This window comes from Curtobacterium sp. 9128 (genome assembly GCF_900086645.1).
Lineage (GTDB): Bacteria > Actinomycetota > Actinomycetes > Actinomycetales > Microbacteriaceae > Curtobacterium.
This window is the reverse complement of the sequence record NZ_LT576451.1, coordinates 2,053,414-2,070,858: the sequence shown is the minus strand read 5'-3', so window position 1 is coordinate 2,070,858 and position 17,445 is coordinate 2,053,414. Positions and strand designations below refer to the sequence as shown.

The 17,445-nt window shown below is 70.0% G+C and carries 15 protein-coding genes; 4 read left to right on the top strand and 11 right to left on the bottom strand.

From position 1 onward, the window contains the following. Positions 1 to 13: 13 nt before the first annotated feature. From QK288_RS10010 to QK288_RS09990, 5 genes are all read right to left on the bottom strand, one after another. On the bottom strand, positions 14 to 1,783 hold the full coding sequence (locus QK288_RS10010) for a penicillin-binding protein 2 (RefSeq protein ID WP_281264179.1): 1,770 nt from the start codon (positions 1,781 to 1,783) through the stop codon (positions 14 to 16). Between the two features lie 37 nt (positions 1,784 to 1,820). Continuing rightward, entirely contained in the window at positions 1,821 to 2,483 is a 663-nt protein-coding gene (locus tag QK288_RS10005) for a hypothetical protein (protein ID WP_281264178.1), read from the bottom strand. A 1-nt stretch (position 2,484) separates the two neighbouring features. After that, positions 2,485 to 3,438, bottom strand: a complete 954-nt coding sequence (rsmH, locus tag QK288_RS10000) for a 16S rRNA (cytosine(1402)-N(4))-methyltransferase RsmH (protein WP_281264177.1) — start codon at positions 3,436 to 3,438, stop codon at positions 2,485 to 2,487. A gap of 106 nt (positions 3,439 to 3,544) precedes the next feature. Further along, positions 3,545 to 3,976 (bottom strand): division/cell wall cluster transcriptional repressor MraZ, encoded by a 432-nt coding sequence (mraZ, locus tag QK288_RS09995; protein WP_281267568.1) that lies wholly within the window; start codon positions 3,974 to 3,976, stop codon positions 3,545 to 3,547. Positions 3,977 to 4,435: 459 nt separating this feature from the next. Beyond that, a complete protein-coding gene (locus tag QK288_RS09990; RefSeq protein ID WP_281264176.1) occupies positions 4,436 to 4,822 on the bottom strand; it encodes a DUF3040 domain-containing protein in 387 nt (128 codons plus the stop codon). A gap of 82 nt (positions 4,823 to 4,904) precedes the next feature. Between QK288_RS09990 and QK288_RS09985 the strand changes: the two genes are divergently transcribed. Continuing rightward, positions 4,905 to 6,023 carry a polyprenyl synthetase family protein gene (locus tag QK288_RS09985; protein ID WP_281264175.1) on the top strand — a complete coding sequence of 373 codons (1,119 nt, stop codon included), beginning with the start codon at positions 4,905 to 4,907 and terminating at the stop codon, positions 6,021 to 6,023. An 85-nt stretch (positions 6,024 to 6,108) separates the two neighbouring features. On the opposite strand, the gene QK288_RS09980 is transcribed toward QK288_RS09985, so the two are convergent. After that, the gene (locus QK288_RS09980; RefSeq protein ID WP_281264174.1) at positions 6,109 to 6,441 is read right to left on the bottom strand and encodes an Rv2175c family DNA-binding protein; all 333 of its coding nucleotides are present in this window, start codon (positions 6,439 to 6,441) and stop codon (positions 6,109 to 6,111) included. Between the two features lie 253 nt (positions 6,442 to 6,694). Between QK288_RS09980 and QK288_RS09975 the strand changes: the two genes are divergently transcribed. Together QK288_RS09975 and pknB are read left to right on the top strand one after the other, a co-directional pair. Continuing rightward, on the top strand, positions 6,695 to 7,882 hold the full coding sequence (locus QK288_RS09975; RefSeq protein WP_281264173.1) for a LysM peptidoglycan-binding domain-containing protein: 1,188 nt from the start codon (positions 6,695 to 6,697) through the stop codon (positions 7,880 to 7,882). Positions 7,883 to 8,009: 127 nt separating this feature from the next. Next, on the top strand, positions 8,010 to 10,034 hold the full coding sequence (gene pknB / locus QK288_RS09970) for a Stk1 family PASTA domain-containing Ser/Thr kinase (protein ID WP_281264172.1): 2,025 nt from the start codon (positions 8,010 to 8,012) through the stop codon (positions 10,032 to 10,034). A gap of 176 nt (positions 10,035 to 10,210) precedes the next feature. On the opposite strand, the gene QK288_RS09965 is transcribed toward pknB, so the two are convergent. The 3 genes from QK288_RS09965 to QK288_RS09955 all read right to left on the bottom strand — a co-directional run bounded on the left by QK288_RS09965 (position 10,211) and on the right by QK288_RS09955 (position 13,363). Next, entirely contained in the window at positions 10,211 to 11,554 is a 1,344-nt protein-coding gene (locus tag QK288_RS09965; RefSeq protein WP_281267567.1) for a 3-deoxy-7-phosphoheptulonate synthase class II, read from the bottom strand. 104 nt (positions 11,555 to 11,658) lie between these two features. Continuing rightward, positions 11,659 to 12,384, bottom strand: coding sequence for a lysophospholipid acyltransferase family protein (locus tag QK288_RS09960; protein WP_281264171.1), 726 nt, complete (start codon positions 12,382 to 12,384; stop codon positions 11,659 to 11,661). A gap of 25 nt (positions 12,385 to 12,409) precedes the next feature. Next, a complete protein-coding gene (locus QK288_RS09955; RefSeq protein ID WP_281264170.1) occupies positions 12,410 to 13,363 on the bottom strand; it encodes an ROK family glucokinase in 954 nt (317 codons plus the stop codon). A gap of 122 nt (positions 13,364 to 13,485) precedes the next feature. Here QK288_RS09955 and QK288_RS09950 point away from each other — a divergent pair, with 122 nt between their 5' ends. After that, entirely contained in the window at positions 13,486 to 15,363 is a 1,878-nt protein-coding gene (locus tag QK288_RS09950; RefSeq protein ID WP_281264169.1) for a long-chain fatty acid--CoA ligase, read from the top strand. 256 nt (positions 15,364 to 15,619) lie between these two features. On the opposite strand, the gene QK288_RS09945 is transcribed toward QK288_RS09950, so the two are convergent. Both QK288_RS09945 and QK288_RS09940 read right to left on the bottom strand, forming a co-directional pair. Further along, the gene (locus QK288_RS09945; RefSeq protein ID WP_281264168.1) at positions 15,620 to 15,751 is read right to left on the bottom strand and encodes a hypothetical protein; all 132 of its coding nucleotides are present in this window, start codon (positions 15,749 to 15,751) and stop codon (positions 15,620 to 15,622) included. A gap of 136 nt (positions 15,752 to 15,887) precedes the next feature. Further along, the gene (locus QK288_RS09940) at positions 15,888 to 17,426 is read right to left on the bottom strand and encodes a hypothetical protein (protein ID WP_281264167.1); all 1,539 of its coding nucleotides are present in this window, start codon (positions 17,424 to 17,426) and stop codon (positions 15,888 to 15,890) included. Positions 17,427 to 17,445: the final 19 nt, after the last annotated feature.

Below are 17,445 nucleotides of genomic sequence, written 5' to 3'. Positions count from 1 at the left end.
TGGACGGGTGGGTCTACCACGTCGACGGGTAGGTCTTCGCCTCTGTCGTGGAGGGGGCGACACGGTACTTCTCGAGCACCTGGGACATGAGTGTGCGGAACGCCGGAGCCGCTCCGCTGGACCACTTGTTGGCCTGCGGCTTCGTGAACGTCACCGTGACAACATACTGGGGGTCCTCGGCGGGTGCCATTCCGGCCACCGAGGTGATGCGCTCCGAGCCGTAGCCCTTCGAGCCCTCCGCGACCTCGGCGGTCCCCGTCTTCGCGGCGATGTTGTAGCCGGAGATCGGCTTCATGCCCACGAGCGTGCCACCGGTGACCACGCTCTGGAGCATGTCGGTGACCTGCGTCGCGGCGCTCGCGGACACGACGCGCTCGCTCTGCACGTCGGGCGCGTCGATCGTGGTGCCGTCGGCCGTCGTGCAGCCCTTGACGAAGTGCAGCGGGATGCGGACGCCGTCGTTGGCGATGGTCTGGTAGATGCTGGCGACCTGCATGGCCGTCGTCGAGATGCCCTGCCCGAACATCGAGTTGATGTCCGTCTGCTGGTCCCAGTTCGGGCTCGCACCGTACTGCATGCCCGGCTGGCCCGGGTAGTCGATCGCCGACTCCGGCTGGAACAGGCCGAACTTCTTCATGACGTCGTAGCGCTGCTGCTCGGTCAAGCGGGAGCCGAGCTCGGTGATGCCGACGTTCGACGAGTCGCGGAGGATGCCGGTGAGCGTCAGGTTCTCGGTCTCGTGGAACTCGGAGTCGTGGATCGTGCCGCCCCAGGGGAACGTGCGGGAGTACGGCACGGTGACACCGGTCGTCGGCGTGGCCTTGCCCTGGTCGATCAGCGCGGCCGCGATGGCCGCCTTGATCGTCGACCCCGGCTCGTACGTGTCGGTCAGTGCCCTGGACCCGAACGCGCCCTTGTCGGTGGTGCCGTCGACGTTGTTCGGGTCGACCGTCGGGTAGTCGGCGACCGCGAGCACCTCGCCGGTCTTCGCCTTCACCACCGTGGCGGTCGCGGACACCGCGCCGAGCTGCTGGGCGGCGTCGGCGATGTCCTGCGCTGCCATGTACTGCAGGTCGCTGTCGATCGTGGTCTCGAGCGTGCCGCCGTCCTTCGCCTCCTTGGTGGTGACCGTGCTGCCCGGGAGCTGCACACCGTCCTCACCGCGCTCGTACGTCTCGGAGCCGTTCGTGCCGGCGAGGCACTTGTTGTACGCGTACTCCAGACCGGCCTGGGCGCCGTCGGTGCCCATGAACCCGGTGATGTTGCCCGTCGTCGCACCGGTCGGGTACGTCCGGGCCGATTGCTGCTGCGGGTAGAGCCATGGCACGTCGAGGGCCTGGACCGCCTCGTAGTGCTTCACGTCGAGGCCCTTGACCAGGTAGGCGAAGTCCGACTTCGGGTTCGCCTCGATGGCCTTCTTCATGGCGGCCGCGTCGCCGCCGGATGCCTCCGCGATCGCGGCGAGGGCGTCGTCGACGGTGATGTCCTTCGTGCGGGTCCCGCCGAGCTTGCCCTCGAAGTCCTTCACCAGGCGCGGGGCCGTCGTGATGTTGTACCGCGTGACACTGTCGGCGAGCTCGGTGCCGTTGCGGTCGACGATCGAGCCACGCGCGCCGTACAGCGTCACGGGGATGCTGCGCTTCGCGCTGGAGGCCTTGTTGAGCTCGGCCGCCTGGACCACCTGGATGTCGACCAGGCGGATCACGAACACCGCCACGAGCGCGATCACGGCGACGATCACGACGCTGTATCGGAGTCGGCGGTTGCGGATCGTCTTCGTCACGCGGTGCGGTCCTTCCCGGGCAGTACTGACCCCGTGGTCACCTGGTGGACGGCGCCTGGAGCTGGTTCGGGTCGGACTCTACGGACGACTTGGACGAACCCGAGTCCGACGCGCTGGCGCCGCTCGTGTTCCCAGCGTCGTCCTTGGCCGTCGCCGAGCTGTCCGTCGATCCGGTCGCCGCGCCGTTCTCCTTGCTGGTCGACGTGTCGCCCTGCTTCGCGACCATGGGGACGTCGTCGAGCAGCGAGTTCGGGACCTGGTTCGCGGTGTTGCCCGTCGCCTCGTCCGGGGTCGCCGGGGTGGGCGTGCCGTACACCCGGCCGGTCTTCGGGTCGAGGTACACCGGCGTCGAGTTCGCGATCATCCCGAGGGCCTGGGCGTTGCGCGCCAGGTTCTGCGGTGAGTCGAGCACACGGAGGTCCTCGGACAGCGACTGCTGGGTGCGGCTGAGCTGGGTCTGCTCCGCGGTCAGGGAGTTGAGCTCGTAGGCGCCCTGGCTGAGCACCATGCTGATGCCGAGCTGCGCCAGGAGCAGGGTCCCGAGCGCCGCGACCGCCACGATCGCGTAGGCGATGCGCGGACGTGCCCGACGCTGCGCCTTGGTCGGGGTGACCTCGACGAGCTCCGGTCGGTTGCGGGACGGGCGCGGTGCGCGCGACGGGGCGACGACGGGGTCGACGAGTGCGAGGTTCGTGCTCATGTCACTTCCGGATCCGCTCGGCCGCGCGGAGTCGCACGGGTGTTGCTCGGGGGTTGGCGGCGCGTTCGGCCTCGTCGGCCAGTTCCGCGCCCTTGACGATCAGGGAGAAGGTGGGGGCGTGCTCGGGGAGCTCCACCGGCAGGTCGGCCGGCGCGCTCGACGTCGTCCGCTTGACGAGGGCCCGCTTGACGATGCGGTCCTCGAGCGACTGGTACGACTCGACGACGATGCGGCCACCCACCGCGATGGAGTCGAGTGCCGCCGGGATCGCCCGCTCCAGCACGCTGAGCTCCGTGTTGACCTCGATGCGGAGCGCCTGGAACACGCGCTTCGCCGGGTGGCCCTGTCGCTGGATGGCAACGGGGGTGGCGTCGTGGAGGACCTGCACGAGGTCGCCGGACATCGTGAACGGCGTCTCGCCGCGACGCTCGACGATGGCCTTGGCGTACCGGCCGGCGAGCTTCTCCTCGCCGTAGCGCTGGAAGATCCGCCGGAGTTCGCCCTCGTCGTAGTCGGCGAGTACCTCGGCCGCGGTGATGCCCTGCGTCCGGTCCATCCGCATGTCGAGCGGGGCGTCCTGGCTGTAGGCGAAGCCGCGCTCGGCACGGTCCAGCTGCAGCGAGGAGACGCCGAGGTCGAACAGCACGCCGTCCACCTCGTCGAACCCCTCACCGCGGATCGCGTCGACGATCTCGTCGTAGACGGTGTGCACGAGGCGCACCCGGTCGCCGAAGCGGGCGAGCCGCTCCCCCGCGATGCCGAGCGCGTCGGTGTCACGGTCGAGGCCGATGAGCGTCAGCTCCGGGAACCGCTCGAGCAGCCCCTCGGAGTGCCCGCCCATACCGAGCGTCGCGTCGACGACGATCTTGCCCGGTCCCTCGAGCGTCGGCGTGAAGAGGTCCACGATGCGCTCGAGCATGACGGGGGTGTGAGGGAATCGTTCGGTTTCTGCCATGTCCAGCCCTGCTCTTCGTGGGCCGCGGGTCCGGATCCCCATCCATACCGACCTGACACCGGGGAAGGTGCATCAGGGCGGACGGCTGGGAGTCCCGATCCGCGGATCAGAAGATGCCCGGGATCACCTCCTCGTCGTTCTCGGCGAAGGCCTCTTCGGCCTCGGCGTAGTAGGCCTCCCACGCGGTGGTCGACCAGATCTCGGCACGGTCACCGCTGCCGATGACCGTGAGGTCCCGCGCGAGCCCCGCGTACTCACGGAGGTTCTGCGGGATCGTCACGCGGTTCTGCTTGTCGGGCTGTTCTGCGCTGGCCCCCGAGAGGAACAGGCGCATGTAGTCCCTGGTGCGCTTCGACGTCATCGGCGCCTGACGGATGCGTTCGTGGAGTTCCTCGAACGTCCTGGCACTGAAGACCACCACGCAGCGCTCCTGCCCACGGGTCATCACGAGCCCCCCGGACAGTTCGTCCCGGAACTTGGCGGGGAGGATCACGCGACCCTTCTCGTCCAGCTTCGGGGCATGGGTACCGAGCAGCACGTCGGGGCCTCCCCTCAGCTCCACCGGTTGTCGATGAGCCCCACGGTACTCCACTTCCCTCCACCACGGTGGAAATCAGCTCCCCAAAACACCCCTGGCACCCCTTTTGGGGTGCAGACGGGAGGCTCCACCCACCTTCGCTAGGCAGCACAGGCCCGGAACTCCGCGGTTCTCCCGCCTCGGGTCACGTGGGGAGGAAAGTGGAGGGTTTTCGCAGGCCTCGGCGCGTGGCGGGGCGGTGACCCACTGGTCGGCCCCGTTGCACGCGCAACCACCTTCGCCCGCCCAGCCCGACGCCGAACGACACGATCGACGTCGTACGACAACGCCCCTGTCGCTCCTTGCACGCGCAACGATCCCCGCGTCCCAGAACCCCGCACGCCCGAGACCCCGCCCGGGCACGAAAAAACGGGGCCGGCCCGTGTGGGCCGACCCCGTGGAGGAGTGTGGAGTGGAGTCCTACTGACTCTGGTCGTTCCGCTTGTCCCAGCGGTCGTTCATGCGGTCCATGAACGAGCCACCCGACGGCGACGATCCGCGAGCACCACCGGACGACGGCGTCCGGGGGGCCTTGGACTTCGGCGCTCGCATCCCCGGGCGCAGTGCGAAGAGCACGCCCGCGAGCATGACGACGAAGCCGACGATGCCGATCAGGGGCTGGCGCAGGACCAACCCGAGGATGACGACGGCGACTCCAGCGAGCGCGCCCAGGACACCGAGTGTGATCGACGTGTAGGTCGGTCGCCCCTGTCGCCGGGTGACGCGCGCCACGAAGTCGGAGTCGTTCTGGTAGAGGCTGCGCTCCATCTCTTCGAGAAGTCGCTGCTCTTGCTCCGAGAGTGGCATCTTGATTCCCTCTTTGTCCCTGGGATCAACGCGTGGTCAGTGGACCGATTGTATGTCTCGGCCACCCACTAGGGTAGGGATCGTGGCTGAGAGTACGCGATTAGTGGACCTCGTTTCGGCTCGGATCGATCGAGCGCTCGACGAGCAACGTGATCGCCTCCTCGCGATCAGTCCCGACCTGGCTCCGTTCGACGAGTACGCGCGGGACCTGCTGTCCGGCGGCAAGCGGTTCCGGGCACTGTTCTGCTACTGGGGATGGCAGTCGGTCGCCGGCCGTTCCGGCTCGTTCGACCCGCTCGCCGAGGGCGCCAGGCAGACCACGGCGGAGGCGGTCGTCACCGTCGCCGCCGCGCTCGAGGTCTTCCACGCCGCGGCCCTGGTGCACGACGACATCATGGACCGCTCGGACACCCGTCGTGGTCGTCCCGCCGCACACCGCCGCTTCGAGTCCCGCCACGAGGAATCCGGGTGGGTCGGCGACCGCGCGCTTTACGGCACCAACTCCGCGCTGCTCCTCGGCGACCTGCTGCTCTCCCTGAGCGACGCCGTCTTCGACGAGGGCCTCGCGCTCCTCGACCCGGTCCGGGCGCGCATCGTCCGCCAGGAGTTCCACGCCATGCGGCTCGACGTCACGGCGGGCCAGTACCTCGACATCCACGAGGAGACGGCCTGGCCGACCGTGGACGAGAGCGAACAGCTCCTCCGCGCGCAGCGGGTCATCGTCTTCAAGTCGGCGAAGTACTCGGTCGAGGCGCCCCTCGTCATCGGTGCACTCGTCGCCGGTGCGACCGAGTCCCAGCTCGAGGGCCTCCGCGCCTTCGGGCTCCCGCTCGGCGTCGCGTACCAGCTGCGCGACGACATGCTCGGTGTCTTCGGTGACCCGGAGCTCACGGGCAAGCCCGCCGGTGACGACCTGCGCGAGGGCAAGCGCACCGTCCTGATCGCCACCGCACGGAAGGCGCTGCCGGGTGGAGCACGCTCGCTGCTCGACGAGCTGCTGGGCGACCCGGACCTCGACGAGGACCAGGTGCAGATGCTCCGCGCGACCCTCACCGAGTCCGGTGCCGTCACCGCGGTGGAGCGCTCGATCGACCGGCACGTGCAGCGTGCGAAGGCGGCGCTCGACGCCGCCCCGCTCACGCCGTCGGCGCGAGAGCAGCTCGCGACGCTCGCCGACACGGTCAGCCGCCGGTCCGCCTGATCCGGACCACCGACGGGAAGGAGGCTCGGTGCCAGCCGGCACCGGGCCTCCCGACCGGCGACGGGTCGCCGGGAGCCGACGGCGGCTAGAGCAGGGACTGCGCGATGCGGCGCACCTCGGCCTTGCGGCCGGCGCGCAGCGCGTTGATCGGCGAGTCGCCGATCGCGTCGTCCACCGTGAGCATCCAGCGCACGGCTTCGTCGTCCGAGAAGCCGTTGTCGTTCAGCACGATCAGCGTGCCGCGGAGCTCGGGCCGCGGTTCACCGTCCTCGAAGAACTCGCTCGGGACGCGCAGCACGCCGCCGATGCGGGCGGGCAGCAGGGTGCGCTGCTCGAACAGGCGGTGAACGCGGCCGGGGCTCACGCCGAGCATCTCGACGAGGTCCGGGACCGTCAACCAGCGTTCGGAAAGGGTCATGTCATCCGTGGGTGTGGCACTCACACGCCCATGTTGCCAGAGTGCCGCGGGACCGAGCACCAACTCACGAGTCACATTCGTCACACACTTCACACGCGACTCTCTGGTTGACTTGCGATTCACGACATGCCAGCGTGGAGCCACCTGTGAGTGCGCGCCTGCGTGCGCACGGCTCACCCGGAGACAGGAGCACACCGTGGACACCGAAGCCCAGGACCGCGCTCGACGCGCACGATCTGCACGATTCGCCACCATGCCGATCGTCCTCGCCGGGACGATCGCCGTGACCGCAGGCCTCACCGGCCCGGTCGCCCACGCCGAACCCCGCCACGACGACGACTCGAACAACAAGCGCCACGTGGACGAGGACCAGAACGTCGGGCACCGCTCGGTCTTCGGGACCGCGGTCGCTCGCCCGTCCCAGACCACCGTGACCACCGTGACGTCGGTGCAGCAGGCCCCGACCACGTACACCGTGCGCCAGGGCGACACCGTCTCGGGCATCGCCGCCCGCTACGGCCTCTCCGCGCAGGAGATCCTCGTGCGCAACGGACTGGGCTGGAACACGATCATCCACCCGGGGCAGTCGCTCCACCTCGCCTCGTCACCCGTCGCGACCACCGCTGGCGCGACCACCTCGTCGAGCGCGACGTACCACGTCAAGCAGGGCGACACGATCTCGGGCATCGCGTCCAGGGTCGGCGTGTCGACCAGTGCGCTCCTCGGCGCGAACAAGCTCTCGCTGGGCAGCGTGATCTACCCGGGCCAGTCGCTCGCGGTGCCCCGCGCCGGGTCCTCGGCTCCGGCGGCGGCCGCCGCTGCTCCTGCCGCTGCCGCTCCTGTCGCAACTGCTCCGGCCGCTGCTGCTCCGGCCGCGTCGAAGGGTGGATCGGTGACCATCGGCAACGGTGACACCATCGCGTCGATCGCGGCCTCGCACGGCGTGTCCGTCTCGGCGCTGCTCTCCGCCAACGGCCTGACCTACACGAGCACGATCTACGCCGGCAAGACGCTCGTCCTGCCGTCGTCCGGACCGTCGCTCACGGCCGAGCAGCGCGCGAACGCCGAGACCATCGTCAGCGTCGGGCGCTCGCTCGGCGTGTCCGACCGGGGCCTCGTGATCGCGCTGGCCGCCGCCATGCAGGAGTCCGGTCTCCGGAACCTGTCGCACGGCGACCGCGACTCGGTCGGACTGTTCCAGCAGCGTCCGAGCCAGGGTTGGGGCACGGCGGCACAGCTGCAGGACCCGACCTACGCGACCAGGCTGTTCTTCGGCGGGAAGTCGAACCCGAACGCCGGGAAGACCGCAGGACTGCTCGACATCCCCGGCTGGTCCACGAAGAGCGTGACGGACGCCGCACAGGCCGTGCAGCTCTCCGCGTACCCGAAGGCGTACGCCCAGTGGGAGAAGTCGGCGACCGCCTGGCTGGCGACGCTCTGAACACGACCGCGAGCGGGCCCGGCTGCCGGTCCCGTGAGCGGTCCGGGGTCATCCGTTCGATCGAGATTGCATCACGACCGGTGCGCCGATGCGGTGTCGTGCACTCCGGATTCGTAGAATGCCGCCGATGAGCACGAACGCCGCCACGGATCCGATGATCGGTCGCATGATCGATCAGCGGTACCGCGTCCGATCCCGCATCGCGCGCGGGGGCATGGCGACCGTGTACCTCGCGACCGACGTCCGACTCGAGCGCAGGGTCGCGATCAAGATCATGCACGGCCACCTGGCCGACGACGCGGCCTTCCGCGAGCGCTTCATCCAAGAGGCCCGTTCCGCAGCGCGGCTGTCGCACCCGAACCTCGTCGGCGTGTACGACCAGGGCGCAGAGGGCGACACCGCCTACATCGTCATGGAGTACATCCCGGGCATCACGCTCCGCGACCTCCTGCAGGAGCACCGTGCGCTGACGCCAGAACAGGCGACCGACATCATCCGCGCCGTGCTCGCCGGGTTGGCGTCCGCACACCGAGCCGGGATCGTGCACCGCGACCTCAAGCCCGAGAACGTGCTGCTCGCCGACGACGGCCGGATCAAGCTCGGCGACTTCGGGCTGGCCCGTGCGTCGACGCAGAACACGGCGACCGGAGCGGCGCTCCTCGGCACGATCGCGTACCTCTCCCCCGAGCTCGTCACGCGCGGTGCCGCCGACTCCCGCAGCGACATCTACGCCGTCGGCATCATGCTGTACGAGATGCTCACCGGCGAGCAGCCGTACAAGGGCGAGCAGCCGATGCAGATCGCCTACCAGCACGCCAACGACACCGTCCCCGCCCCGAGCGCCGTGGTCCCCGGGGTCCCGTCGGAGCTCGACGACCTGGTGGCATGGGCCACGGCGCGCGACCCCGACGACCGTCCGCGGGACGCCCGCGAGATGCTCGACCACATCACCGGGAACCAGCAGCGCGCGACCGGGCAGTACCGCACGGCGGTGCTCCGACCGGAGAACGCCACCGCGATCCTCCCGGCCGGCGCTCCCGGTCCGGACGCGACCGACGCCACGACGGTCCTCGAACCGCACGGCGGACGACAGCCATCGGGTGAGACCGCAGCGGCGAAGCGTCCTGGCAAGAACACCCCTGGTCCACGGCGCACCGGCGTGGACCCGAACGCGCTCTCCCCCGCCGGGCAGCGGCTCGCGGACAAGTCCACGAAGCGACGCAAGCGCGGCTGGATCCTCCTCGTCGTCGTGGTCGTCCTGGCGCTCGTCGGTGCCGGCATCGGCTGGTACCTCGGCCCCGGCCCAGGTGGCAACGTACGGATCCCGCAGGTCGCGGGCAAGTCCGTGTCCCAGGCGCGCCAGTTGCTCGAGGCACAGGGCCTGCAGGCGGCGGACAAGACCGGTACCCGGTTCGACGCCGTCGTGGCGAAGGGACAGGTGTCGGCGACGGCCCCCGCGGCATCCCGAGAGGTCCGCAAGGGCACCTCCGTGCAGATCCTGGTGTCCAACGGCCCGAAGATGATCGCCCTCCCCGCGATCGTCGGGCAGTCGGTGTCCACCGCGCAGGCCGCGCTCGACGACGACTTCGACCTGCAGGACCCGCAGTACCAGTTCTCGGCCGACGTCGCGAAGGACACCGTCATCGCGGCGACCGGGCGGGACGCGGACGGCAACGGCGTCGACCTCACCACGGTCACCGAGTACGGCGAACGCGGCCCGATCACCCTCACGGTGTCGCTCGGCCCCGTCCCCAACGTCGTCGGCAAGTCCGCGGCCGATGCACAGGCGGCGCTCGAGGCCGTCGAGCTCACGGTCGGCTCGCAGGACGAGCAGTACAGCGACGACGTCCCGGAGGGACAGGTCATCTCCGCGAAGCCGCAGGACGACCCCGCGGTGCAGGGCACGGCCGTCGACCTCGTCGTGTCGAAGGGCCCGGCGCCGATCGCGCTGCCGGACGTGCACGGCAAGACGATCAACCAGGCGACCTCGACCCTCGAGAACCTCGGGTTGAAGGTCTCGGTGCCCGACTGCACGAACATCCTCTGCGGGTTCTACGACTGGAAGGCGAGCCTGCCGGTCACGTCCACGGACCCCGCCGCGGGGACCACGGTCCACAAGGGCGACACGATCACCCTGGCCTACGACCAGTAGCCGCGCGGTTCTTCCCACACCACGCGCAACAGAAAGCCGAATCGCGCGTAGGAGGCCGTTTCTTCCAGCCTCCTACGCGCGATTCCGCTCACCACGCGCGATTCGGCTCACGGAACGACGGACCGGAGGCCCGGTGCCAGCTGGCACCGGGCCTCCCGTCCGTCTCGCGGTCGCGGCTACCGCGCGGTGTGCGGGTGCGCGCTCAGTTCCTCGGCCACGAGGAACGCCAGTTCCAGCGACTGCATGTGGTTCAGGCGCGGGTCGCACAGGGACTCGTAGCGGGTCGCGAGGGTGGCCTCGTCGATCTGCTCTGACCCGCCCAGGCACTCCGTGACGTCGTCGCCCGTGAGCTCGACGTGCATGCCACCCGGGTAGGTGCCGGCTTCGCGGTGGACCTCGAAGAAGCCGAGGACCTCGTCCACGACGTCGTCGAACCGGCGCGTCTTGTAGCCGGTCGGCGTCGTCAGGCCGTTCCCGTGCATCGGGTCGGTCACCCACAGCGGGTTCGCGTCCATGCCCTTGATCGCCTCGAGGAGCTTCGGCAGCTCGTCGCGGATCTTGCCGGCACCCATGCGGGTGATGAAGGTCAGACGGCCGGGCTCGCGGTTCGGGTCGAGCTTCTCGATGAGCGCTTCCATGTCGGCGACCGACGTCGTCGGGCCGAGCTTGACGCCGATCGGGTTCCGCACGCGGGACAGGAAGTCCACGTGCGCACCGTCGAGGTCACGCGTGCGCTCCCCGATCCAGATGAAGTGACCCGACGTGTCGTACGCCTGGCCGGAGCGGGAGTCGATCCGGGTCATCGGGCGCTCGTAGTCCATGAGCAGGCCCTCGTGCGAGGCGAAGAACTCGACGTGCTTGAGCTGGTCGAAGTCCGCGCCGCACGCACCCATGAACCGGATGGCGCGGTCGATCTCCTTCGCGAGGTGCTCGTAGCGGGCGTTCGCCGGGTTCGACGCGAAGCCCTTGTTCCACGAGTGCACCTGGCGGAGGTCCGCGAACCCGCCCTGCGTGAAGGCGCGGACGAGGTTCAGCGTGGACGCTGCCGTGTGGTACCCCTGCACGAGGCGACGGGGGTCCGCCTGACGGCTCTCCGGCGTGAAGTCGTAGCCGTTCACGATGTCGCCACGGTAGGCCGGCAGCGTCACGTCGCCACGGGTCTCGAAGTCGCTCGAGCGCGGCTTGGCGAACTGCCCGGCCATGCGACCCATCTTGACGACGGGCATCGAGGCGCCGTACGTCAGCACGACGGCCATCTGCAGGATCGTCTTGACGCGGTCACGGATGGAGTCCGCGGTCGCACCGGCGAAGGTCTCGGCGCAGTCACCGCCCTGCAGCAGGAAGGCCTTGCCCTGCGCCGCAGCAGCGAGGCGGTCGCGGAGCTGGTCCACCTCACCCGCGAAGACGAGCGGCGGGAGCGTGGCGAGCTCGGCCGAGGCGGCCTCGGCGGCGGCCTGGTCGGGCCAACTCGGCTGCTGCTTGATCGGGAGCGTCCGCCAATAGTCGAGGCCCTCGATCACGTCCGGATCCTGCAGGGCGACGAAGTCGGTCGACTCGAACAAGGGAGTACCTCGGTGTTCTGGGAGTTGGTCCGTCCCGGCGGGGATGCCGGGACCATCAGAGCCTAACGTGCAGGCGTGCCCTGGCGTTCCCGCATGACCTTCTCGCGCGCCGAGCTCGCACGCTCCTTGACGCTCGTCGCGTAGACGTCGGCGTACTCCTGCCGGCTGAGTCCCGCGAGCTCGTGCATGACCTCGTCCGTGACGCTCCGCAGGATGAACCGGTCGGTCTCGAACCCCTGGAAGCGGGAGAAGTCGAGCGGCTTGCCGAAGACGACGCCGACGCGCTTGAACTTCGGGATGCGCTGCCCGATCTGCTGCACCTCTCGCGTGCCGATCATGGCGACGGGGATCACCACGACGCGACCCTCGAGGATCATCCGCGCGATGCCGGTGCGGCCCCGGTAGAGCTTGCCGTCGGGGCTGCGCGTGCCCTCCGGGTAGATGCCGAGCTGCTCACCGCGCGCCAGGACCTGGAGCCCGGTGCGGAGCGAGGCCTCCGACGCCTTGCCGCCGGAGCGGTCGATCGGCAGCTGACCGATCGCGTTGAAGAACGTCTTCGTCGCCCAGCCCTTGAGCCCACGGCCGGTGAAGTAGTCGCTCTTCGCGAGGAACGACATCCGGCGGTCCAGCACGGCCGGCAGGATCACCGAGTCGATGAACGACACGTGGTTGGACGCGAAGATCACCGGTCCCGAGGTCGGGACGTACTCGCGCCCGACCACCCACGGCCGGAACAGCGTGAGGATGAGCGGACCGAGCAGGAAGTTCTTCAGCAGCCAGTAGAGCATCGTCGACTCCGGTTCGGGTGGTGCGTCAGGCGGTGCGAGCGTGGATCCGTGCGAGGTCCGCGGCGCCGACGACGCCGGCGTCGTTGACCAGCTCGGCGATGACGAACTCGGGCTCCGGGTGGTACCCGCGGGCCGGCAGGTTGTTGAGGTAGGCCTGACGGATGGGGTCGAGCAGCCGCTCCCCCGCGCTCGCGACGCCGCCGCCGAACACGAAGAGCTGCGGGTCGAGCACGGCGGACAGCGAGGCACACGCCTCACCGAGGTGCCGGCCGAGGCGACGGAGCGCCGCGAGCGCACCCGGGTCGTCGGCCAGGATCAGGTCGCCGACGACCTTGCCGTCCAGGTGCCCGCCGTTGTCGTCGCGGGCCTGGGCGAGCGCGACGCCGATGCCGCCGGCGTCGGCGACGTCGTTCGCCATGCGCTGCAGGGCACGACCGGAGCCGTACTGCTCGATGCAGCCGCGGGCGCCGCACCCACACGGCAGGCCGTTCGGGACGATGCGCAGGTGGCCGATCTCGCCACCGGTGCCGAAGCCGCCGCGGAACAGACGGTCCTCCGTCACGATGGCCCCGCCGACACCGGTGCCGATGGTGAGCATCGTCATGTCCGACACGAGCCGACCGGCACCGAAGCGGAACTCCGCCCAGCCGGCGGCGTTCGCGTCGTTGTCGACGGTGATGTGCAGGTCGCCGAGCCGCTGCTGCAGCTTCTGGCGGAGCGGTTCGTTCCGCCACCGGATGTTCGGCGTGTAGTAGACGATCGACTGCGACGCGTCGATGAACCCCGGCGCCGCGACGCCGACGGCCCCGACGTCCTGGGAGTCGCGAAGTCGCGAGACCATCGCGACGACGTCGTCGAGCATTGCGTCCGGGTCCGCAGCGTTCGTGGCCACACGGTCCTCGACGACGATCTCGCCCAGTTCCGTGACGACCGCTCCCGCGATCTTGGTGCCCCCGATGTCGATTCCGATGGCGTGCACGAGGACCGAGCCTACCGGTTCGGTGCGTACTCATCGAACGCGCGACCTCGGCCCCTATGCTGGGATCAGAGCTCTCGAAGATGAGATGCACTCGAATCGAACCGGCCGACAAGGGAGTCACCGTGAACGATCAGCGGCCCGCCACAACCAGCGCAGCCATCACCCCGTCCAGCCCGGCCCCCGTCGCGCCCGACCACGGTTCGGCAGCGCGTCTGCTCGCCGACCGCGCGCGGCTCACGCCGGACCGTCCGATCCTCGGTGAACGCCACGGCGACACCTGGACGACGATCCCCGCGTCCGACGTCCTGGCGCGAGTCCGCGGCATCGCCAAGGGGTTCGTCGCCGCCGGGCTCGAACCCGGCGCCCACGTCGCGATCCTCTCGCGGACCCGACTCGAGTGGACGCTCGTCGACTTCGCGGTGTGGACCGCCGGGTTGGTCTCGGTCCCGGTCTACGAGACGAGTTCCCCCGACCAGATCCGGTGGATCCTCGGGGACTCCGAGTCCGTGGCGATCGTCGTCGAGCAAGAGGATCACGCCCGCCGCGTCGCCGGCATCGCACCCGACCTGCCGCACCTCGGGCAGCACTGGACGATCGACGGCGGTGGACTCGACGACCTGACCCGGCTCGGTGAGGACGTCACCGACGAGGAGCTCGACGCCCGCATCGCAGCGGTGCACGGGCACGACGACGCCACGATCATCTACACCTCGGGTACCACCGGTCGCCCGAAGGGGTGCGTGCTCCGGCACGACAACTTCACGGGCACGGTCGAGGGGGCCGCCGAGGCGATGCCCGAGGTCGTCGCCGACGACGCGTCCACGCTCCTCTTCATCCCGATGGCCCACGTGTTCGCACGGTTCATCGCCGTGATGAGCGTCGCCGAGGGCGTCCTCGTCGGCCACGAGCCCGACACGAAGGACCTCATGCAGGCCGTGTCGACGTTCAAGCCGACGTTCCTGCTCGCGGTGCCGCGGGTGTTCGAGAAGATCTACAACTCCGCCGAGCAGAAGGCGGACCTCGGTGGGCGTGGGAAGATCTTCCGCGCAGCCGCCGACACCGCCGTCGCGCACTCCCAGGCCCTCGCGGCCGGCAAGGTGCCCCTCGTGCTGTCGCTGAAGTTCCGCCTGTTCGACAAGCTCGTCTACGCCAAGCTCCGCGACGCGATCGGTGGTCGCGTCCGGTACGCCATCAGCGGCTCCGCTCCCCTGTCGCCCCGGCTGTCGCACTTCTTCCGCTCGATCGGGGTGCTCATCCTCGAGGGCTACGGCCTCACCGAGACCACAGCGCCCGCCACCGTGAACCGCGCAGCCGAGCTCCGCATCGGGAGCGTCGGTCGGGCACTCCCGGGCGTCGAGATCCGCATCGCCGACGACGAGGAGATCCTGATCCGCGGCGTCGACGTCTTCGACCGGTACTGGCACAACCCCGAGGCGACCACCAAGGCCTTCGCCGACGGCTGGTTCCGCACCGGCGACCTCGGCCGGCTCGACGGCGACGGCGTGCTCACGGTCACCGGACGCGCCAAGGAGCTCATCGTCACCGCGAGCGGCAAGAACGTGGCACCGGCGCCGCTCGAGGACGGTGTGCGCGAGCACCCACTCGTCGGGCAGGTCGTCGTGGTCGGCGAGGGCAAGCCCTTCGTGGCCGCACTCGTGACCCTCGACCGGGACATGCTCCCAGGGTGGTGCGAGGCACGCGGCATCAGCCCGGCGCTGTCCGCCCACGAGGCCGCCTACGACGAGCGTGTCCTCGCCGCCGTACAGGACGCCGTCGACACCGCGAACGGGCGGGTCTCCCGTGCCGAGTCCGTCCGGTCGTTCACGATCCTCGACACGGAACTGACGGAGGCGTCCGGGCACCTCACGCCGAAGCTGACGATCAAGCGGAACGTCGTGCTCAAGGACTTCGCGGCGGACATCGAGCACATCTACTCGGGCTCGAAGGTGCAGACGACGGCGACGCCGGTGGTCCCCGGACGCAGGCGGTCCCGCGCGTAGGAGGTCGAATCGCGCGTAGGAGGTCGGTTGTTCCGGCCTCCTACGCGCGAAACGGCTTTCGATTGCGGGTGCGATGGGTCGGAACGCAACCGATTGGGCCCACGCGAGCCGGTTCCGACGCGGCGCGGAGCTTGCGGAGCGGCGTGGCGGCCGAGCTCGTGGGGAGAGGCCCGGTGCCGGTCCCTGGGACCGGCACCGGGCCTCCAGTGCGTTGCGTTCATGGCGTGCGGTGCGTCGTCGACGGCACCGCGCGCGGTCAGCCGTTCTGCGGCTGCTGCACGTCCGTGGGCTCGAGCACGGCGGTCGCCGACGTCGTCGACTGGACCGGCTCGGGGCGGCGGTTCGTGCGGGTTCGGTGCGAGCTGAGCTCGTCGTTCTGAGGTGCCATCGTGCGTCCTGTGGGGGTGGGAAACCGGGTCGGTGGGGATCCCGACCCGGACACGGTACCTCCTCGTCAGGACATGGCGACAATCCCGCGTCCGGGTGTCACGAACGTGCGGGGAACCGCAGCCGCGGGTGCGGGATCAACGGCGCATGACGACGGGTGCCGCGGCGTACGTCGTCGCCTCGCTGCCGTCCGGGTGCCGCAGGGTGACCTTGACCCAGTACCGCCCCGGTGCCATCGAACCGAGCGTGAACTTCGCCCCGTTCGTCCCCTTCGCGACCGCGACGTCCTTCGCGATCGCCACGTACCCGCGGCTCCCCGGCGGGTGCATCCCGACCGCGACCGTGGCCGTCGAGCCGGCGACCCACGCCGCGTCGTGGAACTGCACCGTCGTCGACCCCGCCGCCGCCGGGTCGGCGCGGAGGTGCAGGGACCGCAGGTGCCACGTGGCGGCTCCCGGGTCCTCGTTCGGGTCGAACCGCAGGCCGGTCACCGTTCGACCGCCCCAGCCGAGGCGGGGCGCGATCGCGTTCTCGTCGAGCGGATCACGGGCGGTGAGGTCGAGGGTCACCTCCGACTGGTTGCCGGAGTCGTAGGTCAGGATGTCGTTGCTGATCTGCGGCGTTCCCGACCCGGACACGTTCCAGATGAGCCGCGCCATCTTCCCGCCACCGGGGTTGCCGGACAGGTCGAACTTGCCGTCGTAGGACATGTCGAACTGCAGGTAGTGGTAGGTGTTGCCGGAGAACGCGGACACCGGGAACAGCACGCGGGGGTCGTTCTGCGCGGGCCCGGCGTTCCGCGCCGTGATCCCCCGTGCGTCGCGCGTCAGCAGCGTGGCGTCCTGGTAGCGCACCGCCCCTGTCGCTGGTGCCGATCGGAAGTCCCACGATCGTCCGCGTTGGACGGCAGCGAGGTCGGCGCCCTGCGACGGGTTCGGCGAGTCGACGACGAGCTGTGGCGCCGGGGTCACGGTGTACGCGCCGTACGCTCCCGGCGGCATCGCCGCGTGCGGGTGCGCCGCGTCCGGTGCGGCGTGCAGCCGGACCCAGTCGATCTTCGCCGTCCCCGCCTTCGCGGTGTGCGCCGGCAGGACGACCGGGTCGAACCGGACGACGACCATCTTCGCCGAGCGCCACGCGCGCTTGCCGAGCAGGGTCGACGAGGCGGCGAGGTCGAGGTCGTAGGTGTTCTTCCCCTGCACGGTCGGGAAGGTGACGCCGCCGCCGCAGGCCGCGGTCTGCTCCCGGCAGGTGAACCAGTAGACCGCGCCGATGCGGTTCGCCAGCGGCTGGTCCATCGAGAACGACAGTCGCGTGTACTTCGCGGTGTCGACCGGCTGGAGTGCACCGTCGCGACCGAACGGCACGCTGCCGGAGATCGAGTGCACGAGCATCACCGAGTCGCCGTCCGTGAGGTCCACGTTGAGCGAGCCGCCGGAGACACCGGACGGCGCCGCCGTGAAGCTGGTGTTCGCGTCGCCGGAGTTCGTGAAGTCCCAGGCGTCGCCGTAGACGTCGGTGGCGTAGTCGGCCGCCTCGCGCTCGGTGCTGGTCGCAGCCGTCGCCGGTGCGGTCGACGCACCCGTTGCCGTCGCCGTCGTCACGGCGGTCGCCGCCGCTATGACGGCCAGCGTCAGTGCGACCACCCGCCGCGTGGTCGTGGTCCGTCGTTCCATGGTGCGCCCCTGCCCCGTC

What these genes read in the sequence shown, in the direction of transcription:
- rsmH (WP_281264177.1), bottom strand. Translation starts at nt 3,438, where the DNA reads ATGGCAGAAACCGAACGATTCCCTCACACCCCCGTCATGCTCGAGCGC.
- QK288_RS09960 (WP_281264171.1), bottom strand. Translation starts at nt 12,384, where the DNA reads ATGCTCTACTGGCTGCTGAAGAACTTCCTGCTCGGTCCGCTCATCCTC.
- pknB (WP_281264172.1), top strand. Translation starts at nt 8,010, where the DNA reads ATGAGCACGAACGCCGCCACGGATCCGATGATCGGTCGCATGATCGAT.
- QK288_RS09990 (WP_281264176.1), bottom strand. Translation starts at nt 4,822, where the DNA reads ATGCCACTCTCGGAGCAAGAGCAGCGACTTCTCGAAGAGATGGAGCGC.
- QK288_RS09940 (WP_281264167.1), bottom strand. Translation starts at nt 17,426, where the DNA reads ATGGAACGACGGACCACGACCACGCGGCGGGTGGTCGCACTGACGCTG.
- QK288_RS09945 (WP_281264168.1), bottom strand. Translation starts at nt 15,751, where the DNA reads ATGGCACCTCAGAACGACGAGCTCAGCTCGCACCGAACCCGCACGAAC.
- QK288_RS09980 (WP_281264174.1), bottom strand. Translation starts at nt 6,441, where the DNA reads ATGACCCTTTCCGAACGCTGGTTGACGGTCCCGGACCTCGTCGAGATG.
- QK288_RS10005 (WP_281264178.1), bottom strand. Translation starts at nt 2,483, where the DNA reads ATGAGCACGAACCTCGCACTCGTCGACCCCGTCGTCGCCCCGTCGCGC.
- QK288_RS09975 (WP_281264173.1), top strand. Translation starts at nt 6,695, where the DNA reads ATGCCGATCGTCCTCGCCGGGACGATCGCCGTGACCGCAGGCCTCACC.